Genomic DNA, 23,550 nt, shown 5'->3' on the forward strand with positions numbered 1-23,550 from the left:
ATCGTATTATAACCACGCACCTAGAGTAAAAAGCGCAAGGAAAACTAAATAAACAATCATTGCATGCTCCACCAGACTTTCAGCATATGGCAGCTGTACAGGCTCGGTTTCTGCAGCGCGTGCAGCAAGTAATCCACCTTCACGCAAAAATGAATCGTTGTTTTTCGGGGATGATAGGAAATTTTGACTGAAAAAATGGATACCCCTTTGAAAATTTCCAACTAGTAGATAAAGAAACACAGTAATCCTTGCGGGAATCCAATCAAGTAGATCAGTTAAGCGCGTGGCTAATTGGGCAGTTATATCTTGTGTACGGCACAAAGAGATTAATCGATAAGCAAGAGCACCTAGTGCACCGAAGACTATATACCAAAAGACTACCGCGAACAATTGACCATTAACCTTTGCAAAATAATGACCTACTACAAACTCACTATTTTCAGAATCGGTATCTTCTCTTACAGGATAAAAAGGATTCTCCGGGCCGAGGGAATAATAGAAAATTACCAAACTTAACAAAAAACCGAGGAAACCGAAGAGGATGCGATTAAAGATAAAAAAAAGTAAAGCACATGCTATCAATATAGGTAATACAATAATCAGTAAGGTAATTACTTGATTTAAAGGGTTTTTAGTTTGAGGAAGGCGCTTGAAAATAGCATTGAAGTAAGCAGAAAACCAATTAAATCGCATATGCGAAACCGCATGGACCAAATACCGTTCGCTCAACAAGCTAAGAATAATAACAAGCAGTTTCATTTCTAATCCTTCCGCATTTTGTCAGATAAGGCAATTGGTGTCGGATACTTTAACACAACTAGATAAGATGAAACGATAAAAGTCAAAATGGTTGTCGCTTGTATCAAATTGGATGCGACCTCAGAAATCAATTTAGTACTTACAGCAATGCTTGCCACTAAAAGGGAAAATTCGCTGGCTTGGCCTAAACGAACACCGACTTCTTTGGCAACTGGTTTTTTTTCTCCCGCTCTAACAAGTAGAAATCTAAATAATAGTGGTTTCGCAAGCAACATTAAAAAGGACAATATGCAGGCAGGGATAACGACTTGAGCAGCAAAACCAAAATTAAAAGTTGCGCCAATTGAAAAGAAAAACATCACTAAGAAAAAATCACGCAACGGCTTTAGACTTTCGGCAATATAAAGAGAAATGGGACTAGCAGCCAAAGCAACACCCGCTACGAAAGCGCCTATATCCTCGGATAGGCCAACTTTTTGAGCTAAAAAGGACATTCCTAAACACCAGCCGATGGAAAGCAGGAACACATATTCTTGTGTCCTATCAAAACGGGCAAGTAATTTTACCAATATGTAGCGCTCAACTGCGAAAGCAAACAGAGTTAGGGCAGGAAGAGCAATGCCAACTAAAATAAGATCATTCCATGAAAAGCCATTACTTTGCTGAGCACCATTAATCAAAATGAGGACTATGATTGCGATAACGTCCTGCATCAGGAGCACGCTTATCATTACTTCACCCGTATGTTGGTGATGTAAAATAGTGGTTGGCAACAGTTTAAGTCCAATAATAGTGCTGGAAAACATCATCGCAGCCCCTAAAATCCAGGACTCAGTCACATTTAATCCAAACCAACGCCCAATTAAGTAGGCAATAATTGCAAATAACACAGAGCTTACGACTGCAATCCAAGTGACTTTCCTTAACATGTGTACTAAATTTTGCGGCTGCAGATGCAAGCCAAGTAAAAACAACAAGAATACAATGCCAATATCACCTACTTGTTGTACCACAGTAAGATCAGAAACAAGCTGTAACCCCCAGGGACCCAGGGCAGCACCTAAAAGAATATAGGCAACCAACAGGGATTGTTTGGTGAAGAGTACCAGAGTGGAAAATATAGCTGCCCCCGCAAAGATTAAGAAAATTGTATAGAAAACCGCTCCGGTTTGCATAAGCTTAATATCCTACCAATAAAAAAGAAAAAGAAATCGTATTTTAAAAACGCTATATACCACAAAATACCTTCATTAAACTAGGGTCTGTCATCAGAGCCGAGTGTGTATTGACCATCAATGCGTGAAGATTAGTGGTAACCCTCCCCTGTCTTTCCCCGAAAGACGTAATAAGCATAAGAGGTATAAGCAAGTAATATAGGTAACATGATTGCTACTCCAATCAATATAAAGATTAAAGTAGAGTTGGGCGCAGCAGCTTCCCAAAGTGTAACTTGATGTGGAATCAGATAAGGATATACGCTAATAGCAATCCCTGCGTAAGAACATAAGAAAATCACAATACTGAAAATAAAAGGTTTCAGCTCGTCTCCCTTAGCTAAACTTTTCCAGGTTAAAACTACCATGATGGCGGTAATAATGGGTAAAGGAGAGAGGAGTAAGACATTAGGGAAACTGTACCAACGATTAAAAATCACTTGGCTGTGCAAAGGGGTCCAAATACTTACAAAAACTAGAAATAAACTAACCAAAACAAGCAAACCTTTGGCATGATGAACCATTTTACGTTGTAGCCGGCCCTCCGATTTAAAGATCATCCAGGTAGCACCAAGCAAGCCATAACCACAAACCAATGCTAAACCTGTAAGGAAACTGAATGGTGTTAGCCAATTTGTTTCATTAATGGTGAGGGAAGCTTTATCAATCGCAAACCCTTTGACAAAACAACCCAAAACAACTCCCTGAAAAAAAGTTGCAGCAACTGAACTTATGGAAAATAACCAATTCCAAAGTGTCTTTGAGGTTTCCGCTTTAAACCTAAATTCAAAGCTAACACCCCGAAAAATAAGTGCTATCAACATAAGCATAAGAGGCATATAGAGTATAGGCAGTAATAAGCCGTAAACCATGGGGAAAGCACCATAGAGCATCGCTCCACCAAAAACCAACCAAGTTTCATTACCATCCCATACCGGTGCGACAGAGTTCATCATCCGATCGCGCTCTCGTTCACTGCCTGTAAAAGGAAATAAAATACCAATACCTAAATCAAATCCGTCTAAAATTACATACATGATCACAATAAACGCTATCAAACAAGCAAATATGAAAGGCAGCATTAGTGTTCTCCCTGATCAGTCATGTATTGGAAGGAATGGTGTTCGATATCGTGACTATCGAGCGCTAGAGGGCCGAGACGAATGGTCTTAAAAAGATAGTAAAGATAAAAGCTAAACACTACACCGTAAGCCAAAATAAGCAACACAAATGAAATAATCACCTCTTCCATGCCAATTGCGGAGACTGAATCCTTTGTTTTCAAGAGGTTGTACACAACCCAAGGCTGTCGCCCGATTTCAGCTGTTAGCCATCCGCAAATACTTGCTATAAACCCCAAGGGAACAATAAATAAGCACCATTTGTGGAACACATTTGAGGAATAAAGGGTTTTCCTGATACGCAGTAATAAAGCAAACAAAGCGGTAGCCAACATTAACAACCCAATTCCAACCATTATTCTAAAGGTGAAGAAAACAGGTGCAACTATAGGCTGGTCTTCTTTATTGACAGCATTTAAACCAAGTAATTCACCATCCCATTTATGGGTATTGATTAAACTGGCGAACTTTGGAATAGTGATCGCAAATTCATTTTTTTGTTGTTCTTGAGAAGGCCATCCTAAAAGCACCAAAGGCGCACCTTTTTGTGTGGTCCAATTTGCCTCCATTGCAGCTGTTTTAAGGGGTTGATACTCATGAACAACAAGCCCTACAACATCCCCAAGAAAAATCTGCAGAGGTACGACAATTAAAGCAGCCCACATTGCAAACGATAAACATTTTTTAGCAACAACTTGATGTTTTTTAGTAAGTAAAAAATAACAAGCAACACCAGCTACAACAAAGCAAGTCGTAGTATACGATGCCATCATCATGTGCAGAAAACGGGGAATAAAGGAAGGATTTATCACCGCATCCCACCAATTAGCAACGACATATTTCCCGTTCACAATTTCATAGCCATAAGGCGTTTGCATCCAAGAGTTAGCAGCCATAATCCAAAAAGCGGAGACTGTTGTTCCAATTGTTACGAGAAGCGTGGCAGTAAAATGCAGACTAGGCGGTACACGTTTCCACCCAAAAAGCATAACACCCAAAAATCCTGCCTCGAGAAAGAAGGCCGTTAATGTTTCATAGGCGAATAGAGCCCCAAGTACATTTCCAAACTGAGCTATAAACGGGCCAAAATTAGTGCCAATCTGATAAGCTAGCACGATCCCTGAAACCACTCCCATTCCAAAAGTAAGTGCGAAAATTTTGGTCCAAAATTTACAAATTGCTAGGTAAGCGGGATTTTGCGTTTTTAGCCATGCAGCTTCCATAATGACTAAAAAAACAGCTAATCCGAGGTTCAAAGTAGGAAAAAGAATATGAAATCCAATACTAAAAGCAAATTGTATTCTAGATAAAATCTCAACAATCATATCGCCTCCCCAATACAAGGAAATCAATTTTGCTTCCAGGCGTCAAAGTCGAACAAACTTTGGGTGTAATTATTTATACTGAGAAATATGATACACTCAATTGTTAAGTATTAAAGTGTTTTTGTTAATTTACACAGTTGGCATCAATAAGTGTAGCCCAATAATAATTTGTAAGCCTTTAATACAAAATCGTCTAGTTCCTAACCACTTCGACCGTCGTGAACCACCCAAGTCGCTGTATGCTATCCGACCGCCAGAGAAATTTTTAGAAACAATCACCCTCTCTTATTTCCTCCTTGTTTTTAATAGCGTATATTCTTACTTAAAAATTTTGAAAGGTGCTTGTTTATCTATATAGACAGAATTGTTACAGCTTATGGAAGGTTAACCCATAGCCATGAAATTAAAATGATTTTCATTATTTTCTTGCTCTAATGGGCAATCGATAAATAACCAGGGCAACCTTAGACCTAACCCGAAACTGCCTAATCAATACGAAACATCGAGATGGCGTAAAGTCCTTTTCAATTCGAGCAGTTTTTATTAGGTTACAATGCTTATTGGCTAACTAAATAAGCCTTAGACTGGCTGCTATTAATGTTGGAACAACCCCTGTTAATATTTGCTTACTATAGAGAACTGCATCTCTTTGACCACAGAATAGACAAATAGTAGTCACCCTGTTAAAATTTCAATTTTGCCTATTCATTTTATAACAGTCTGATCAATAGATAGGGAGCATTAAAGTCAATGACTTACAGCAGCGAGCAACCTTCGGTAGAAACTCAATCCACTACTCAAATGATTGTTCCATGGATAGTCTGGGGGTTGGGTTGCCTTTTCTATTTTTATGAATGTTTGCTCCAAGTTTCCCCTTCGGTGATGAGCACAGAACTTATGCGAGATTTTACTGTCACAAGCCGGACATTAGGTATTTTATCGGGCATTTACTTTTACTCCTATGCTGCAATGCAATTACCTGGCGGTGTATTAATGGACCGTTTTGGTCCGCACCGTTTGCTAACTCTTGCAACAGCAATTTGTGCCGTGAGCACGATCGCATTCGGCCTTACCAATAGCTTTTTCATGGCCTGCATTGCCCGCTTAATGATTGGCTTTGGTTCGGCTTTTGCTGCTGTGGGATCAATGAAACTGGCTGCAAACTGGTTTCCTGCGCAACGTTTTGCACTCTTAACCGGAATGATGGTTACTATTGGAATGTTAGGCGCCATTGGGGGTGAAGGGCCTTTAGCCGTATTAGTTGATAGTGTAGGCTGGCGACAAAGTATGATAATTATGGGAATAATCGGTCTATTTCTTGCCTTTCTCATCTTGCTCATTGCTAAAGATGCTCCCACTAACACCCACTCTACCCACCATATCGAAGAGGAGCCTCTGTTAAGTAGCCTGCTTACTTTAATCAAAAATAAACAACTCTGGCTAGTTGCCGTTTATGGTGGATTGATGTACATGGCGACCCCTGTTTTTTGTGGTTTGTGGGGAGTCCCTTTTTTGATGTTTAAAATGCACCTTGCTAAACCAACAGCAGCAAACTACATTTCGTTAGTATTTGTTGGTTGGGCGATTGGTAGTCCTTTGTGGGGAGTCTTTTCTAATCGTATCGGCCTTAGAAAACCGCCAATGTATATTGCAGCCATTGGCGCCCTACTCACAAGCCTGTTATTTATTTACGCTCCAATCAAGCATAGTTGGATTATGCAAGCCTTGCTCTTCTTCTTTGGCATATTCTCTTCAGCTTTTCTCCCTGCTTTCGCAGTTGCTAAAGAATTGTGCAGCAAACGTTATGTTGCGACAGGATTAAGCTTTATGAATATGATGAATATGGTTGGTATTGCGCTTGCCCAACCAATTATTGGCTTTATTTTAGATACCATGTGGCAAGGTGAAATTGTTGATAAGGTACGGATATATCCCTTGGAAGCTTATTATATCGCACTCGCTCTGCTTCCTCTTGGAATTTTTATTTCCTTATTAATTTTGCCTCGCATCAGAGAAACACACTGTCAAAGCGTTCAAGATAACAATAATTGATTTTTTAAGTAGATAAAATTATGGCGAAAAAACTTTTTATCAAAACCAATGGCTGCCAGATGAATGAATATGATTCGTCAAAAATGGCTGAAGTGTTGCTTCAATCGCACGGCTTAGAAAAAACAGATAACGTCGAAGAAGCTGACGTGATTCTTTTAAACACCTGCTCAATTCGTGAGAAAGCGCAAGAAAAGGTGTTTTCACAGCTAGGTCAATGGCGCGAATTTAAGAAAGCGAATCCGAATGTCGTTATCGGGGTAGGAGGGTGTGTTGCTAGCCAGGAAGGTGCAGACATTATTAAGCGCGCACCTTTTGTTGATCTTGTTTTCGGTCCCCAAACCCTTCACCGGTTACCCGCGTTAATCGATGAACGCTTAGCCACTAAAAAACCGGTAGTGGATATTAGCTTCCCCGAAATAGAAAAATTTGATCATTTGCCTGCCCCACGCGCTGAAGGGCCTGTTGCTTTTGTATCTATTATGGAAGGTTGTAGCAAATACTGCAGTTATTGTGTTGTTCCTTACACTCGTGGTGAAGAAATCAGCCGGCCTTTTGATGATGTCTTAGCGGAATGCTATCAATTGGCAGCGCAGGGTGTACGAGAAATTAACCTTCTGGGACAAAACGTTAATGACTATCGAGGGGTCATGGATAATGGCGAAATTGCCGATTTAGCCTTGCTAATTCACTATCTTGCTGCGATTGACACCATAGGACGAATTCGCTTTACTACCTCACATCCGCTTGCCTTCTCTGATAATCTTATTAACGCGTTTGCTGAAGTTCCTAAACTTGCAAACCATCTACATCTACCAGTGCAAAGTGGATCAGACAAAATCCTGGCGATGATGAAGCGAGGTTATACCGCAATGGAATTTAAATCAAAAATTCGTAAATTGCGCAAAGTGCGCCCTGATATTCGCCTATCAACTGATATTATTGTCGGATTTCCCGGTGAAACCGACCAAGACTTCCAAGATACAATGGATTTGGTGCATGAAATTGGATTTGATACTTCATTTAGTTTCATCTATAGCCCTCGTCCAGGCACTCCTGCTGCCAATTTACCTGATGAAACGCCGATGGAAATTAAAAAACACAGGTTACAAATTCTCCAGAATAGGCTGCTTTTACAAGCATCGCGCTACAGTCAATCGATGGTCGGCAGCACTCAACGGATTCTTGTAACAGGCAGCTCTAAGAAAGATCCGCTACAATTATCAGGTCGAACTGAATGTAATCGTGTTGTTAATTTTGATGGCCCTAATCACCTCATAGGCCAATTCGTCGACGTTCACATCAATGAATCATTGCCTAACTCTCTAAGAGGGAGATTAACGGAGGACAGGTTAACACCCGCTTGATATGATTGATACTATTTCTAAACAAATGATTATTCCGCGCGAGTACCATGGCCAACGGCTTGATGTTGTACTTGCGCAATTGCTGCCGGATTATTCCCGTTCACAGTTGAGCACGTGGCTTAAGGAAGGTTTCATTACTTTAAATCACTCCCAAGCCAAACCTAAGGACAAAGTTATCGGTGGCGAACAAATTGAAATGGCCGTCGATTTTACTGAGTTTGAATCGAAAGATTCATACCTTCCTGAAGATATCCCCTTACATATCGTTTATGAAGATAAAGAGATTTTAGTTGTTAATAAAGCAGCGGGTATTGTCGTGCATCCAGGTGCGGGTAATCGTGAGCACACCTTAGTTAATGCACTCTTGCATCATTGTCCCGCTTTACAGCATTTGCCTAGAGCAGGAATCGTTCACAGACTGGATAAAGATACAACAGGGTTATTGATCGTTGCCAAAACTCTAGTTGCACACACCCATCTAATTCGTCAAATGCAAGCGCGAGAGATAAAACGCAATTATTTAACCCTTGTCCAAGGACATCTTATTTCAGGGGGGGAAATCCATACCTTTTATGGTAGGCATCCTCGAAATCGTTTAAAAATGGCTGTATGTGGCGAGGGAAGAGAAGCAATTACTTTATATTCCATTCGCAAACACTATCAGGATTTTACTTTACTTGATGTTGAACTGATGACCGGCCGCACGCACCAAATACGAGTTCATATGGCTTATATTAATCATCCGGTCGTTGGTGATCCGCTGTATGGGGGAAGAATGCGTTTCCCATCGCATTCTACTGAGGAATTAAGAAAATTATTTAACCAATTTCACCGGCAGGCCTTGCACGCTTGCCAATTATCATTCATCCATCCGGAAACTGAAGAGGCATTGACATTCACTGCCGATTTGCCGGATGATTTTCAACAACTGATAAATGCATTGGATGAACATTTTGCCTAATTTATATGCTAATTGGCCTGCACCTTCTAATGTCAGTGCCTTAACGACCATGCGAACATCTGGATCTAGTCAACCTCCCTACGACTCGAACAATCTAGGCCTTCACGTCGGAGATAATGAGGCAGATGTCTATGCCAACCGTAAAAAACTCACTGCCTCTCTAAAGCTCCCTAAAGAACCTGAGTGGTTAGAACAAATCCACTCTAATCTTTGTGTTGTTGTGGAAGAAGAGTCAAATCGAACCGCAGATGCTGCCATTACTCGCTCCACAGGCTTCACACTAGCAATCATGACTGCTGATTGCTTGCCCATTCTGTTGTGTAATCAACAGGGTTCAGAAATCGCTGCCATACACTCAGGCTGGCGCGGTTTAGTCAACGGCGTAATTGAGAATACGCTGCAAAAAATGCATAGTTCTCCTAAGCAACTCATGGCATGGATTGGTCCTGCGATTTGTCAATCTTGTTATGAAGTTGGCGGAGATGTACTGGAGGCATATCAAAGTCGCTATTCATTTGCATCCAATGCATTTCAGCGTAATGGAGAAAAATGGCTTGCTAATTTGCCGCAGTTAGCAGAGAGGGTACTTAACTCTTTGGGCGTTTTAGCTGTATTTCAATCAAAAATTTGCACTTTTGAGCAAAAAAAAGACTTCTATTCCTACCGCCGAGAGGCACAAACAGGTAGAATGGCAACTCTCATTTGGCTTAAGTGAAATCAATCAGGATAAATGATATGGCTTTTAAAATTCAGACCTTAATTAAAATCATAATACTGTGCATGCTGCCTCTCGCAGCTTCAGCAGTACCAATGGAGAATGCAGCACTTACACCGACGCTTGCCCCAGTTCTTAAAAATGCGATGCCAGCAATTGTCAACGTTGCAGTGCAAGGGATATTACCTGTAACCACTGGTAACTCCGATGATGAAGAAGCAGATGCTCAAGATCAATCTCCACAACAGTCACCACAACAATCGCCTCAATACGTCCCTGAGAAACCCAGAAAATTCCAAAGTATTGGCTCAGGAGTAATTGTCGATCCACAAAACGGCATCATCATTACCAATGATCATGTGATTCGTAACGCCACTCTCATTACCGTGACGCTTCACGATGGCCGACGATTAAAAGCCAAACTTATTGGCGGCGACAGTGAAACAGATATAGCTGTCCTAAAGATTGATGCAAAAAATCTCAAAAGCCTCCCCATTGGGGATTCAGATAAAGCCGAAGTAGGTGATTTTGTTGTCGCAATTGGAAATCCTTTTGGACTTAATAGTTTCGGCAATAGCCAAACTGCAACTTTTGGGATTATCAGTGCCACTAAGCGCAGTGATTTAAATATTGAAGGGGTAGAAAATTTCATTCAAACGGATGCCGCAATTAACCCAGGAAACTCTGGTGGTGCTTTAGTTAATGCCGCAGGTGAGTTAATTGGTATTAATACTGCAATTATTTCTCCTTATGGTGGCAATATCGGCATTGGTTTTGCAATCCCTATTAATATGGCAAAAGATGTTGCTCAGCAATTAATTAAATTTGGGTCAATCCATCGTGGCCTAATGGGTATTTTTGTACAACACCTTACCCCAGAGTTAGCACAAGCGATGGGTTATTCAGAAGATCTCAAAGGAGCTCTGGTCTCTCAGGTTAACCAAGACTCACCTGCAGAAAAGGCAGGGCTACGACCAGGGGATATCATTACACAAATTAATGACACCAAAATAACTGAAGCAACACAGGTCAAAACTACGATCGGTCTTTTACGTGTTGGCAGTGAGGCGAAAATTACCCTGCAGCGCGATAACAAGGAAATTGTACTGAAAGCTTTTGTTACTGACATTAAGAAGCATGAACAAAAACTTCAAGCGAGCAACCCTTTCCTCTATGGACTTGCCCTTAAGAATTTTGAGCAAGATTCACCACTTCATGGTCACATAACAGGGATTCAAGTTGTTGGTGCTTCAGAAAATAGTGCTGGCTGGCGAGCAGGATTACGACCAGGCGACATTATTATCTCAGCTAATAAACAACCAACGGTTAATGTGAAAGACTTACAATCCATTGCATTGCAACAAAAGCAGCAATTGCTAGTACAAGTGCTACGAGGTCCTGGAGCTCTGTACTTATTAATCGTTTAAAGTTAGATTTCAATAGGGGCACTTGCCCCTATTGAATTTAAACCATATCTCTCGTAGCGCATCACGGGTTTTTATTTCATTACACCCTACCCTTTTAAAGCCTGCGAAGCCACGATCTATACGCCCTAACAATTGCTTCGACTATTAAGAAATATTCCTCGAAATAATCATTACGTTAGATAAAAAATAATTAGTCTATTAGTATTGACACAGATGCGATTAAACGCCAAAATCACCACCTCTTGTGGCTACGTAGCTCAGCCGGTTAGAGCGCGGCACTCATAATGCTGAGGTCGGTGGTTCGAGTCCACCCGTAGCCACCATCAATTCTCATATATAAGACCAAATTAGACTACCTCAAAGCATTTAATACCGGACCTATTGTTACTTCTGACCAAACATAGCCACGGCATTTTTCAAGAATTTTATCGAAATCACCCTTAGCCAACTTTCTCGTTTCAGAGTAATGTTTCTGAATGCTTCTTTCTCCCTCAGCGATAATTTCAGATAACTTGCTTACATCATCACCATTCCCTTCTTCCTCCAGTTGGTTCAGTTTATTAAGTAAGTTAATTGACAATTCTCGTTTTATTGGAGAAACAAATGGAGGCAATTTGATAGGCATAACTGCAGATAAGATCTTTTCTACACGCTCCCATAATATATTGCGTTCATTATAAGCATGAAAACGTCTGGCCATCCTCTGAGCAATACTAAGCTCACCAAATCCTGGGGCATTTAATTTATTGATCGCTAAAACTAAATCTGCTGTAGTTAGCGTTTTATCAGAATAAAAAAACAATCCTAATGACATCTCTTTATGGACGATGACTGATTCATCTTGTTCCATTTGGCGCATATCCTTAACTACCTTCTTGGTAATGGCTTTCGCCTCTCTCAACTTTTGTAAATGACTAAAATTAGGATCGGAATTAATTGCATCAAGCTTTTTACGAATCTCCTGAAGGTAATGCTTTTGGGTGTAGTGAAGCTCTCTATTTTTTTGGCAATGCAATTGAAGAAGTCTATCAACATCTTCAAAAAAGAAAACTCCGGAAGCTAATTTTTTTAGCTGTTGTGCCATGTAGCTTTCTGGCTTAGATTCACTTAAATATTTACTGGCGTACAAGATTGTATTTTCTATAATTTTTGTCGATTCCGCTGGAGATCGATTAGCTTTAGCTTTTTCTAAACCATTTCGCAAAACTTTAGTAGCTATTCTGGTTTCTAGGCAGTTTTCATTCTTATGATGAAATGTGTAATTAATAATGGATAGCACAGAGTGCTGCAAGAAACTGTAATAGTCGTTATTTCCAACTAATGGATTTCCCAGCGGAGGATGAAAATACGGTGCTGCTCTGCCAGGGGCTGGTAGTTTGTCGCCGTGGATTCCACAAACCTTACATAATCTCTTATAGAAAAAAGGGAACTCTTTCGATAGCTCCTCAAGTTCTCCTTTTACCTTAAGCTCAGTAATTTCTTTATTATCGTTACCATCAAAAAACCAATCGTATAATGCTGGATAACCTTTCATGAACAGTTCGCCATGTTCCTGGTTCACAAAAAGGTCTTTGTTCTGGGTATATTGTCTAAGATCCATTAAAATGTTTCTTGTATTTAGTAGTGACCAATTCCCGGCAGAATAAGAATTCCAATTCTCCAGCATTCCTTCATATTCTTTAAACCGTTCTTGGGGCTCTAAAATATGTGCTGGGCTTTCATCATAATTAGTCCATGTGTGCATTATTTTATAATTGGGAATTTTAGCATTTTTAGGTAAACTTCCAGTTTCTTTGCTAAAGCGAAAGAAATCGTCATGCAGGAGCCTTGGAACGTGGTTAGTTTTTTCATCTGGGGTAAGATACATTGCCTTACCATGCCAGCCTGGATAGACTTTTATCGATACTTTGGTCTCTTCGGGATTAGTTATCACATATCTATTTTTATCCTGCGGCATGAAACCAGGAGTGTACTCATGTAACATGAGTACTGATTCAAACTTCCTCACATTTCGAGGAATGGTATAGGAGCTTGGATCATCAGCACGGCCTGGACCCGGGACATGGTCAATTAGAAACATATTTACTTTAACGTCGGGATACATACTGTCAAGTAAGTTAGCTAACCGCATACAGGCATCCGCCCCTCGGCTATAACCGTGCAAATTAATGGTGTCAGGCATCTCACCACCATTATCCCTTATCTGCTTTTCTAAAAAGAGAATTGCTTCAAATAGCAATTCGTCCATTCCCTCGCCGGCCAGTTGGCCTTGTAAGCGTTGCATAAGGTCGTTAATGCCTTTTGTTATTTTTTCATTCAAAGGAATTTTTTTGTCGTTTTCAGGATCATATACATACCGTCCTGGTGTAGGGTGGGATTCTGCAACATCTGATAAACTAACAGGAGAAGAGCCAACCCCATCGAATAATCGAGAGACTGTGTGTTTCGAAGCAGCATCATAAAAATTCGTCAGAACGTCTTGATAAGCACTCCGATGGCATGCAGTCCCTAAAAAGAAAAAACTGATTGTTTTATCTGGCATAGTCGAATGTTTGCTTTTACTCTCTTATGATTATTAATCATACATTATGCACATTAAGAAAACATTATCTGGGTGATTATGACCTTTTTGAACTCAAATCTTAGGATTAATTGGGACTATTTCGCTGCTCTTTATCAACTCGTCACTTGCAAAATATTTTTTTCCACCACAGATTTACTTAAAACGCTAGGGTATCTTTAGAAATTTAGTTATGATGTTGTATCCATGGAAGTTCCGAATAAGAACTATACCAATCTTGAGAATAAAGGCCTATGTGATGCGGTATGTCTTAATTTGGGTGAATAATTAATGGTTGTTTAATGCGAAAAGTTGCGTTTTTTCTACTAATATTATTTTTTCTAACAAATAATTATGCCACTGATGTAACCCTTAAACGAGTTATGGTGGATGGCAAACCGGCTTACATGCTCTATGTTGGTGCTTTTCCTCATGAGAATAACGCCTTACAATTGAAATTTAAGCTATCCTCATCTATCAAACAACCAATAACAATCGATCATCCTGCTAATCAAGACAATTACTTTGTAAGTATCGGTCCAATGGATAACTATAAGACCGCTATCGATTTACAAAAGAAATTGGCCTTAGAGGCCCAAAATACGGCCACTTCACCAAAATCAATGCCTAAAAATGAAACTTCAGCAAGCATCCAAGCCAAATCACCTGTTCAGCCAGAAACTCAAAAAGCGGAAGTGAAAGAAACGGTCTTAAAAGAAAAACCACAAGATAAAGAAAAAAAACTATGGAACCTGAAAGGTGCAGACATACGAGCAGTTATTGGCGAAGTTTCCAGAATCACCGGCAAGAATTTTGTCATTGACCCTCGTGTCCAAGGGAAGATTTCAATTACCTCAAGCACACCGATGTCGGACAAAGAGCTCTACCAAGTTTTTTTATCCATGCTGCAAGTCTCTGGCTACGCTGCTGTACCTAGTGGTGATGTGATTAAGATTGTTCCTAATATCGATGCGAAAACAATTTCTCCTGTCCCTTTACAGATGGGAAGTCCGCCACAAGGTGATGAAATGATGGTTGCCGTTGTTCCCGTTCACTACGTACCTTCCGAGCAACTCGTTCCTGTACTACGCCCATTGATGCCACAGTGGAGTAGCGTTTCAGCTTACGGCCCATCCAATATGCTTATCTTGTCTGGTCGCGCCAGCAATATCAAGCAGCTTGTAAGAATTATCAAACAAGTGGATACACCTTCTGTAAATGGAATTGATATGGTACATCTGAAACATGCATTAGCAATGGATGTTGCAAACACATTAAAAGATTTAATGAAAGCCCAGCCAGGAGTTGGCGCAAGTCATGTTCAAACGATGATCGCTGTTGATGATCGGAGTAATGCCATCATATTAAGTGGAAGTCGAACAGAACGCCTCAAATTGCGCTTGTTAATTAACCGTCTTGATCGGGAAAATTTACATGGCTATGACAGCAATACGCAAGTCGTTTATTTGAATTATTTACGTGCTGAAGATTTAGTTCCCATTCTAGCAGGAATTGCACAAGCCAATTTTAGTGGCAATGTAGGAACGACCATCGGCACAATAACCCGGCCTGAATTGGATAGCACTAATCCTGCATCCAGCCTAGTTTCTTCGGGGAGTGGCGGCAACTATAACAATGTCTCGCCAACCGGATCCTCTCAAACATCCCCTCCAAGTGCAAATGCATCGGCTGCAGCTCCCAACACCAGCGGTGCAAATACGCAGAATGAGGGCTCTACAAAACCGACGGTGCAAATTATTGCTGAACCTAATACCAATTCCATCATCATTAATGCTCCAGCAAGCCTGATTCGCATCTTAAGATCAGTCATTAACCAATTGGATATCCGCCCAGCGCAATTACTCATTGAAGCGCTGGTGGCAGAAGTGAATGAAACCGATGTCAAAAGTTTGGGAATAGAATGGGGTTCAAATCAGCAAACAGGGAAAGCAAGTGATTTTAGGCCAGGTTTTGCAATCATCAATGGAAAAACAACAATTGATGATTTTCAAGCAGAAATTTTTGCATTGGCACAACAACACAAGGCAAATATTTTATCCACTCCCTCTGTGGTTGTGCTTGATAACAGGCAAGCAAAAATTCTTATTGGTAAACAAGTCTCTGTAGCTTCAACAACTTATCCTAATAATGCTGGAGGAACAACCACCGCAAGCCCCTATGTCACCTTTGATCGCGTCAATGTCGCCCTTCACTTGTATGTAAGGCCACAGATTACTCGAGGGAGAGGGATTCAACTGCAAATTGATCAGGGTAATGATACGATTGATCCCGCTTCAACACCGAACAGTACAAACCCAACATTTGATATTAGCAGTATTGTTACCTCAGTTCATATAGAAAGTGGGGATATTGTAGTGCTTGGTGGACTGATTCAAAATAGTCTTGGCAACGACAATAATAAAATTCCAATCTTAGGTGATATTCCAGGCATGGGTCGTGTCTTTCAACACAATATCAATAATCATGAGAAACGTGTACTAATGGTCTTTATACGTCCTATAATATTAAGAAGCGAACGTGATGCTATAGAAATTACCAACGGTAAATACAATGATATTCGCCAATATGAGCTGAAGTGGCTTCGGGAACAACCCTACAACAGCGAAAATAAAGACATGATTTTGCCGCCATTAAGCCAAGCTAAATTACCAAAGCCTTTTAGTCGCCATGTTATTAAGCGTCATGTTATTAAACAAAAACCATCGATATCAATGACAAAATAAACGAGTATGGAAAACCAAGATAAATTAAAGCGTCTTCCTTATTCCTTTGCTAAAAATCAAGGGGTTATCGCTGTGCCTGATACTGAAGGGCTTGCTGTTTACCATCTCCCTAACCCTTCTCTGTCCATTTTGGCAGAGGTCAAACGCTTACTACAGGATAAGTTAAATTTTAAAGAAGTAAATGAGACTGAATTTCAACAACACCTAGCCCAACTTTATCAGTCTCAGTCTTCTATCCTTGATGCAGCAGAAGGCATGGAAGAAGATATGGATCTTTCCCTTCTTGCCGATCAATTGCCCATGAGCGAGGATCTATTAGATAACCAGGATGATGCCCCTATTATTCGCCTGCTTAATGCATTATTTACTCAAGCCATTAAGCAAAAAGCCTCAGATATCCATATTGAAACCTATGAAAACCGCGTCCTAGTACGTAATCGCATTGATGGGGTATTGCATGAAGTTTTAGAAATTCAACGAGCCATTGCACCTTTAGTTATCTCGCGCGTAAAAGTCATGGCAAAATTGGATATCGCTGAAAAAAGAATTCCACAAGATGGACGCATTGCACTGCGTATTGGTGGTCATAATATCGATGTGCGCGTCTCAACTCTCCCTTCTAATCATGGCGAACGTATTGTTCTAAGAATTTTGGATAAACAAGCCGCTCAGCTGGATTTGAGCCTTTTAGGCATGCCTAAAACCACGTTGAAAGCCATACGTAAAATGATTGCCCAACCTCATGGTATTATTTTAGTCACAGGACCTACAGGATCAGGCAAAACGACATCATTATATGCAATGCTTACCGAGCTTAATCAAGTAACCCGAAATATCTTAACCATTGAAGATCCTATTGAATACGATTTACCTGGAATTGGTCAAACGCAAGTGAATACTAAAGTACAGATGACATTTGCTAAAGGCCTTCGTGCTATTTTGCGCCAAGATCCGGATGTGGTGATGATAGGTGAAATTCGCGATTTAGAAACAGCTGAAATTGCTGTCCAGGCTAGCCTTACTGGCCATTTGGTACTATCTACTTTGCACACTAACAGTGCTTTGGGTGCTTTGACCCGTCTTCATGATATGGGAGTCGAATCCTTTTTACTGTCCTCAAGCATTGTTGGTTTAATTGCCCAGCGCCTAGTAAGAAAACTCTGTGTTCACTGCAAAACACCACACGAATTACGCGAAGATGAACGTGAATTAATGGGGATCAGTACGGAGGAAGATACTAGCAATGTGAGAGAACCTAGAGGTTGCGACCAGTGTAACCATTTAGGTTATCGAGGCCGTACAGGTATTTATGAGTTGATACCAATTGATGAAACATTAAGGGGTATGATCCATCGAAATGAGAGCTTGCAGACTATAGATAATTATCTCCGCCCTACCCACCCTACTATACGTCAAGATGGATTTAAACGTGTACTGGCAGGGGATACTTCACTTGCTGAAATTCTTCGAGTGACAAGCCAGCACTAGCTACCGTTAGTAGGTTTACGACTGTGGTTAGATTTTGAAGAGTCAACCTCGTTTGCACTATGACAAACCTTTTCGTGTTTTAATAAAACATACTGGCTATTCCAAAATTCACTTTATTCAAAAATATAAAGAAGGCATAATGGGCAAAAATTTAATCATTTTAATTCAGAATTATAAAAAATATTTATTTTTCATCGGGTAATTCAATATTCATTTGGGATTTTTATGACCACATTAGCAAAAATACAGTCCACACTACAAAAAAATTACAAAAAATACTCAGAAAATAATGATTTAAGCTTTTTAGAGAATAACATTACTTTATTTGAACAAATTGATAGAACACAGTTAAGCAAAGATCTTAGCCGGGCACCTGATTATACTCTATCTGATTATGCTCGGACCCTTTTTATAGTCGCAGACAGTTTCATTAGTTACGCGTATAAAAAAAGGAAAGACCTCGATCAGGACTCGGTTTTAAATTACATGCAACAAGCTAATGACTGCTATAGATTAATTAGCCACCATATTAGAAAAATTCCTCCACATCACCTAACAGCACAACTGGGTGATGATTTTACTCGCTCTGAGTTTTATAAGCATAAAATTAAATTTCAAATTGCACAGATAAAATTATTTTATCTCAAACAACAAACCTCTAGCCGAGAAGCGACTTTACACTCGCTTCAAAGCTTAAAAAAAATATTCGAAGCATTTAAATTTCAATTACAAGAACAGTATCGATACCCACAATATAGGGCGCTATTCCAAGCTGATGCACTTGTAGATGCGGTTAATTTCGATCTTGAAGAAATCGAGAGGTTATCTGGCGAAGTATCTCGTCTCTCGAAGAAAAAGGGGGCGAGAAAATCTTCTACTAAAGAGACTGGCTCATCAGAGAAAAGCAGTTTTCCGAAAAAGAGAAGAAGGGTATTAGAACAGTCGGAAGTTAAACAACCCTTGGATCTTGATGAAAAATCATTACCTCGATCGCTATCCAGTGGAGACAGATCAATTCAATTACCAAGTGAATCCTTTAGTTTGGATCTCGATCAACAAATACAAACCACGCCTTCAGTTCGACAAGTGTCGCAAAGGGAAAGAGAAGCAGCCCAAAGTATAACAACCCTCTTCCAAACTTTAGATAAACGATTTGGAGAAGAGACTCAGCAAGAGAGAGAAATTTCTAGCGGAAGATCAGTTCATAATTTTCCCGATGTGGAGGCAATCAGTTCGCTAGAAGTCGATTCGTTACAGGCTCCGTCTATTGCGCCACTTGATACCCCGCTTCCTATTTTTACTGCTCCAATGTCTATTGTTGAACAAACCCAAAGTCCCTCAGCTGGTGGCAATCTATATTCTATTTTTTCTGAGCCAACCCCTTCAAGAATCCCAGATGCTGCGATAACAAAGCCACCAATGGCCAGCTCTATTGCGAGCCCAATCTCTTCGTTTACATTTTGGACAACTCCACTTAATCCCGCACGGGACAGTAAGGAATGCATGCGAATTTTATCTATCTGGGAGAGCGCCTATTTTAGTATCCTTGATTTCAATAGAGATGAAGAGATTGCTGCAAAAGATAAAAAATCGCTTACCCTTGAGAAATTGGGGCAAATTATGTTAATCGCTGCAAAAAAATTACTAGAGAACAGTGAGGAATTTAGAGCAAAGAATATAAACCCCGCGATTCGTCTAGCTGTTCAATTATTAATTAAATCTGCTGAAATTTATCAAGACCGCTTAGTTAAACCAAACGAACTTCCTCTAAATTTCACATGGGAAAACAAATTTCATCTAGCCATAGAGAGATTATCAGTCCGTTATAAAGATCTACTAACACCGTTTATTGATGGTGCATACATTGAAAGCGAAGATTCTCTCTATTTATTAATGCATCAATTCCGTTCACATGGTTCACTTATCAATATTCATGGTTGTTCCATAGAGGAAACTGTCAATTTATTATTCGATGCTTTATCTAAAAATCTTCCTGCGGATGACTATGTAAAAGTGAAAAAAGAATGCATTTTTGCTTTTGAACAAGCAGCTAGGCGAATTAGCGCCGAATCAAGAGATACCGAACAAGTCGTCTACCGAATGAGTAATTAACGCTACTTTAGCGAAATAGCGTCACACAAGCCGATCCTAATAAAACCAATAAGCGCAAAATATTTACATTTGTGCTTATTTTTTTTATACTTTGAGGCCTTTATTTAATCTCTTTTATCAAAAGATATCTCATGCCTTACTATCTTTATATTCCCATTGCACAGAAAAACATACCTGCTAACCTTCGATCTACGATAAAACAATGGGTCGATATCGAAAAAAAAAGGAATAAAGACGTAATCGTCACTTATCTTGGTGACAAAGGTCTAATCAATCTTCCTCAACACGCTAAAATCTATGTTCTAGCACCAGGCCAAGCAATTGAAACGCCACAATTCCTTCGAAAAGTTCCTACTAAACTCGCACTTGGCTTTGAAAGTACAGCACGACAATTTTACTTGTCATTAAATCCAGCACAGCAAATATTTGTTCCCGATATCGTTACTAACATGGTTGCGGATGGTCTATTTGTTAAAAACGACGAACACGGGCAACAAAGCAAAACGGGTTACAATCTCCGAATAAAATTATTTTTTTTCGATGCTAAGAAACAAGCACAGCGATTAGCCGAAGTATTTTATGAACTACTCTCTGAGCAAGCACCACGGGATGAGGAAATGCGGGCTCTTAATAATATTCGCCTGGATTATTATCCTAATTACACTATTCAAGGCCCTAGGAAAATAAACGAACAGCCCGATCATAAATACACTCAGACGACGCCAACCAAGCGCACAAAGGATATTCGAGATTCAATTTATAATAATGAGGTATGCAAACCGGTTTTAACCCTGGAGCAAGTGAAGCTTGCTATCGATGAATATAATCGTTATAAATCGTCAAGATGCTGTGGATTATCTGGACTCTTAGGATTAAATGGCCTTTTTTCAAGCGATGAAAGTACTTACGCGATCAGGGCATTAAATGGAGCCTCCTGTGATACAACTCGTTTTGAAATTGCCCAACGCTATATGAGAAAATACCCAGAAAATAAATTTGCTGAATGCTTGCATCCATTTATAGATAGGGCACGGGAGGCTAATAACAGTCAATATTGGCATATGCCTTCAAACCAAATCTAAGCATTAAACGGCAGGAGTTCCAAAACCCTGCCGATCCCTGCATTCATCGCTCTGATAAAGTTGAAATAAATCTGACTTATCCAAGACTGCCTTAGCTTTAGGATCTTCAAGTAATCTTTCAATTGAATGCAAAGAGGATAATTTTTCATTGAGCGAATTTACCAATTGCATGGCTTGCTCCACAGGTTCCAATGAGTCATCAATCATTGTTTGCCCATGGTGATTAATTGCTTTGGCAATTTGATATTTTTCCAATTGAAAACCAAGACTACTTCCCATTAATTTAAAAAAAGCTTGGGGTGATTTCATTGCCAAATCAGCAAGAAAATTAGGATTAGCATATAAATGCAATCTTAATTTCATAGTGAATTCTTTTTCTGATTTTAGATTAAGAAGAACTTGAACTTGGTTTTCACCATCGAGGCTATTGAAATCTTTACCAATTCGAGAAGAGAGCCAGGGGATGAAATCGGATTTTGTGTCTTTTACTGTTGCGGATGGAAGGAAGAACGGATAACGATTGGGCTGTTTCGACGAGTTCCAATTTATCGACTCCCCTTGCATTGCTGCGATGCCTTCTATTTTTTGCCTAACTTTATAAGAATCAACGGAGTATTTTTCTATGATTGGAAATGCATTTCTAATAGCAACGATCAAAGCTTTTAATGAGGTTGAAGAGCGATCTTCCGAATAAACGTCCAGAGCCCTTCTTAATTTATTTGCCAAAGGGTCGATGTAACCACCAGTATTTTTTGCTTGCAACTCAAACATGTATGCCAGAGAGTCTTCTAATTCGCCGAGAGGGTCCATTTATTGGCTCCTTTCTGGATTACTTGCCTTATTAATTTAACCTTAGTCCAATTTCTGATTTTTACAACCAAATATATGCATAAATTATGCTCAACTTGTAATACTTTTTTTAAATCATGGAGTTACTCAAAAAATTTTATTCATAATGAAATCAAATATTGGTTATGTGCGCTTTATTGTATATAATTTGGTCTTTTTCATAAACATTCATGCAACCTGATTCACAATAGAAAGGATAAGAATGCGCTTCTGTTTATTAATAATTACCCTTTTAATCACCCCTACCTACGCAAACAATTTCGACGAAAACAAAAATATTAAACATCTAAGGCAATCGATCACCTTAGGAAAGGTTAATTTTTCGGTCACAAGCAAAAATCCTGCAGCAAAAGAACATTTTTTGCTGGGCACCGCTTTTTTGCACGCGTTTATGTACGATCTTGCTATAAGTCAATTTAAGCAAGCACAACAGCTGGATCCTGATTTTGCAATGAGTTATTGGGGGGAGGCACTAGCTTATAAGCATCCTATTTGGAATTCAGAAAATTTAACTTCCGCACAAAATACCCTGAAACGGTATGCTGCTCATAAAACACAATATCCAATCACACCAAAGGAACAAGGTTATTTAAGAGCAGCACAGCGATTGTTTAGCAATGCTAGCTTATATCAGAGAGACCGCGCATATATGCTCGAAATGAAACGCCTACACCAGCAATTCCCTAGCGATGCTGATGTGGCTTCGTTTTATGCATTATCATTGCTTGGCATAGCTTCCGATTTCCCAAAACACAAGGAAAGTGAAAAATACATCGAAGAAGGAAGAAAACTCACTGAACATCTATTTAAAAAATACCCTAATCATCCAGGTGTTATTCATTATTATTTACATTATCACGATAATCCTAACCTTATAATTGCTCAAAAAGGACTCCCGGCAGCTAAAATTGCATTGAACCTGATGAACTCATCTTCTCATGTTACCCATATGGCTGCCCATATTTATCGTCGGTTAAAGCTCTGGGATGATTATATTTTAGCCAACCAAGCTTCAATAACCGCATCCGATAACTTATGCAAAACTTTACATAAATACCCAATCTACGCATGCGATGCAGAGAACAAATATCACTCATTGGAATGGTTGCATGAAGGTTACCTGAAAAAAAAACGTTACCGAGTGGCAAGTCACCTAGTTAAGCAAATGGCGAAAATCTCTGAAAATGATCCTGGATTAGAATATAAGGAATGGTATTACCGCATGTGGGCAAGGCAAGTTCTTATTAGTAAAAATTGGAAGATGCCTATGATTGAAATTTTACCAATTGCTAAACCTAATGCTGACCTCTACTGGACTGCCTATTCCGAATGTGGTGCCTTACATGCAGCCAGTTTTCTGGCTATTCATCAAGCAAAACCAATAAAATCACAATTGAATCGACTTGACACTTTGATCCGGTACACAAATGGATTAACGGATCCTTATATTAAGCAAACTTGTCAAATCGCAAAGCTTGAAATTCAAGCTGAAGCGGCAAAACAGAGAGGAGAACTGAAAACTGCTAATATTTACTTGGCTCAAGCCATTTCACAGCAAAAAAAACAAATTTCCACAGAACTTACCCCCTCTTTAAATTTTTTGCCCGCCATGCTTTATTACTCGAATTATTGGATTTAAATGGACGAGAGCCCTATTGATTCATTTTATATTATTTATTCCTTTCAAAATCCTAGTTCATATAAATAAGGTTTTCCTATGAAGTCGAACTTTTTTTACGTTGCCAATGGAGCTATTACAATACACCTACTCCCAGCA

16 protein-coding genes and 1 tRNA gene are annotated in these 23,550 nt (G+C 39.6%); 11 read left to right on the forward strand and 6 right to left on the reverse strand.

Annotated elements, in window-relative coordinates; genetic code table 11:
* Positions 1 to 6 precede the first annotated feature (6 nt).
* The 4 genes from LMI_RS08500 to LMI_RS08515 form a co-directional block, all read right to left on the reverse strand.
* Complete coding sequence (locus LMI_RS08500; RefSeq protein ID WP_045099418.1) at positions 7 to 759, reverse strand: CobD/CbiB family protein; 753 nt, start codon at positions 757 to 759, stop codon at positions 7 to 9.
* A gap of 2 nt (positions 760 to 761) precedes the next feature.
* Entirely contained in the window at positions 762 to 1,934 is a 1,173-nt protein-coding gene (locus LMI_RS08505) for a cation:proton antiporter (RefSeq protein ID WP_045099419.1), read from the reverse strand.
* 131 nt (positions 1,935 to 2,065) lie between these two features.
* Positions 2,066 to 3,055, reverse strand: coding sequence for a cytochrome d ubiquinol oxidase subunit II (cydB, locus tag LMI_RS08510; protein ID WP_045099420.1), 990 nt, complete (start codon positions 3,053 to 3,055; stop codon positions 2,066 to 2,068).
* Positions 3,055 to 4,419 carry a cytochrome ubiquinol oxidase subunit I gene (locus tag LMI_RS08515; protein WP_045099421.1) on the reverse strand — a complete coding sequence of 455 codons (1,365 nt, stop codon included), beginning with the start codon at positions 4,417 to 4,419 and terminating at the stop codon, positions 3,055 to 3,057. The genes cydB and LMI_RS08515 overlap by 1 nt, the downstream gene beginning before the upstream one ends.
* A 750-nt stretch (positions 4,420 to 5,169) precedes the next feature.
* Between LMI_RS08515 and LMI_RS08520 the strand changes: the two genes are divergently transcribed.
* From LMI_RS08520 to LMI_RS08545, 6 genes are all read left to right on the forward strand, one after another.
* Entirely contained in the window at positions 5,170 to 6,471 is a 1,302-nt protein-coding gene (locus LMI_RS08520) for an MFS transporter (RefSeq protein WP_045099422.1), read from the forward strand.
* Positions 6,472 to 6,491: 20 nt separating this feature from the next.
* Positions 6,492 to 7,835, forward strand: coding sequence for a tRNA (N6-isopentenyl adenosine(37)-C2)-methylthiotransferase MiaB (miaB, locus tag LMI_RS08525; RefSeq protein ID WP_045099423.1), 1,344 nt, complete (start codon positions 6,492 to 6,494; stop codon positions 7,833 to 7,835).
* A 1-nt stretch (position 7,836) separates the two neighbouring features.
* Positions 7,837 to 8,796 (forward strand): 23S rRNA pseudouridine(1911/1915/1917) synthase RluD, encoded by a 960-nt coding sequence (rluD, locus tag LMI_RS08530; protein WP_045099424.1) that lies wholly within the window; start codon positions 7,837 to 7,839, stop codon positions 8,794 to 8,796.
* Entirely contained in the window at positions 8,789 to 9,511 is a 723-nt protein-coding gene (gene pgeF / locus LMI_RS08535) for a peptidoglycan editing factor PgeF (RefSeq protein WP_045100663.1), read from the forward strand. The genes rluD and pgeF overlap by 8 nt, the downstream gene beginning before the upstream one ends.
* Before the next feature lie 20 nt (positions 9,512 to 9,531).
* Positions 9,532 to 10,938 carry a Do family serine endopeptidase gene (locus LMI_RS08540; protein WP_045099425.1) on the forward strand — a complete coding sequence of 469 codons (1,407 nt, stop codon included), beginning with the start codon at positions 9,532 to 9,534 and terminating at the stop codon, positions 10,936 to 10,938.
* 246 nt (positions 10,939 to 11,184) lie between these two features.
* Positions 11,185 to 11,261, forward strand: a tRNA-Met gene (locus LMI_RS08545).
* Positions 11,262 to 11,290: 29 nt separating this feature from the next.
* Here LMI_RS08545 and LMI_RS08550 read toward each other — a convergent pair.
* Positions 11,291 to 13,480, reverse strand: a complete 2,190-nt coding sequence (locus tag LMI_RS08550; RefSeq protein ID WP_045099426.1) for a DUF5621 domain-containing protein — start codon at positions 13,478 to 13,480, stop codon at positions 11,291 to 11,293.
* A gap of 320 nt (positions 13,481 to 13,800) precedes the next feature.
* On the opposite strand from LMI_RS08550, the gene lspD reads away from it, so the two are divergent.
* The 4 genes from lspD to LMI_RS08570 all read left to right on the forward strand — a co-directional run bounded on the left by lspD (position 13,801) and on the right by LMI_RS08570 (position 20,924).
* A complete protein-coding gene (gene lspD / locus LMI_RS08555; protein WP_045099427.1) occupies positions 13,801 to 16,242 on the forward strand; it encodes a GspD family T2SS secretin variant LspD in 2,442 nt (813 codons plus the stop codon).
* A gap of 6 nt (positions 16,243 to 16,248) precedes the next feature.
* Positions 16,249 to 17,730, forward strand: coding sequence for a GspE family T2SS ATPase variant LspE (gene lspE / locus LMI_RS08560; RefSeq protein ID WP_045099428.1), 1,482 nt, complete (start codon positions 16,249 to 16,251; stop codon positions 17,728 to 17,730).
* A gap of 225 nt (positions 17,731 to 17,955) precedes the next feature.
* The gene (locus LMI_RS08565; RefSeq protein ID WP_045099429.1) at positions 17,956 to 19,842 is read left to right on the forward strand and encodes a hypothetical protein; all 1,887 of its coding nucleotides are present in this window, start codon (positions 17,956 to 17,958) and stop codon (positions 19,840 to 19,842) included.
* Positions 19,843 to 19,973: 131 nt separating this feature from the next.
* Positions 19,974 to 20,924, forward strand: a complete 951-nt coding sequence (locus LMI_RS08570; RefSeq protein WP_045099430.1) for a hypothetical protein — start codon at positions 19,974 to 19,976, stop codon at positions 20,922 to 20,924.
* Positions 20,925 to 20,927: 3 nt separating this feature from the next.
* Here LMI_RS08570 and LMI_RS08575 read toward each other — a convergent pair whose 3' ends face one another.
* Complete coding sequence (locus LMI_RS08575; protein ID WP_045099431.1) at positions 20,928 to 21,734, reverse strand: hypothetical protein; 807 nt, start codon at positions 21,732 to 21,734, stop codon at positions 20,928 to 20,930.
* Between the two features lie 241 nt (positions 21,735 to 21,975).
* Between LMI_RS08575 and LMI_RS08580 the strand changes: the two genes are divergently transcribed.
* Positions 21,976 to 23,412 (forward strand): hypothetical protein, encoded by a 1,437-nt coding sequence (locus tag LMI_RS08580; protein ID WP_045099432.1) that lies wholly within the window; start codon positions 21,976 to 21,978, stop codon positions 23,410 to 23,412.
* Positions 23,413 to 23,550: the final 138 nt, after the last annotated feature.

This window comes from Legionella micdadei (assembly GCF_000953635.1).
Classification (GTDB): domain Bacteria; phylum Pseudomonadota; class Gammaproteobacteria; order Legionellales; family Legionellaceae; genus Tatlockia; species Tatlockia micdadei.

Excerpts from the sequence above, each read along its gene's own strand:
- lspE (WP_045099428.1), top strand. The coding sequence starts at position 16,249 with ATGGAAAACCAAGATAAATTAAAGCGTCTTCCTTATTCCTTTGCTAAA.
- LMI_RS08550 (WP_045099426.1), bottom strand. The coding sequence starts at position 13,480 with ATGCCAGATAAAACAATCAGTTTTTTCTTTTTAGGGACTGCATGCCAT.
- LMI_RS08570 (WP_045099430.1), top strand. The coding sequence starts at position 19,974 with ATGCCTTACTATCTTTATATTCCCATTGCACAGAAAAACATACCTGCT.
- miaB (WP_045099423.1), top strand. The coding sequence starts at position 6,492 with ATGGCGAAAAAACTTTTTATCAAAACCAATGGCTGCCAGATGAATGAA.
- LMI_RS08500 (WP_045099418.1), bottom strand. The coding sequence starts at position 759 with ATGAAACTGCTTGTTATTATTCTTAGCTTGTTGAGCGAACGGTATTTG.
- LMI_RS08505 (WP_045099419.1), bottom strand. The coding sequence starts at position 1,934 with ATGCAAACCGGAGCGGTTTTCTATACAATTTTCTTAATCTTTGCGGGG.
- LMI_RS08515 (WP_045099421.1), bottom strand. The coding sequence starts at position 4,419 with ATGATTGTTGAGATTTTATCTAGAATACAATTTGCTTTTAGTATTGGA.
- LMI_RS08520 (WP_045099422.1), top strand. The coding sequence starts at position 5,170 with ATGACTTACAGCAGCGAGCAACCTTCGGTAGAAACTCAATCCACTACT.
- lspD (WP_045099427.1), top strand. The coding sequence starts at position 13,801 with ATGCGAAAAGTTGCGTTTTTTCTACTAATATTATTTTTTCTAACAAAT.
- LMI_RS08580 (WP_045099432.1), top strand. The coding sequence starts at position 21,976 with ATGCGCTTCTGTTTATTAATAATTACCCTTTTAATCACCCCTACCTAC.
- LMI_RS08565 (WP_045099429.1), top strand. The coding sequence starts at position 17,956 with ATGACCACATTAGCAAAAATACAGTCCACACTACAAAAAAATTACAAA.
- LMI_RS08575 (WP_045099431.1), bottom strand. The coding sequence starts at position 21,734 with ATGGACCCTCTCGGCGAATTAGAAGACTCTCTGGCATACATGTTTGAG.
- LMI_RS08540 (WP_045099425.1), top strand. The coding sequence starts at position 9,532 with ATGGCTTTTAAAATTCAGACCTTAATTAAAATCATAATACTGTGCATG.
- rluD (WP_045099424.1), top strand. The coding sequence starts at position 7,837 with ATGATTGATACTATTTCTAAACAAATGATTATTCCGCGCGAGTACCAT.
- cydB (WP_045099420.1), bottom strand. The coding sequence starts at position 3,055 with ATGCTGCCTTTCATATTTGCTTGTTTGATAGCGTTTATTGTGATCATG.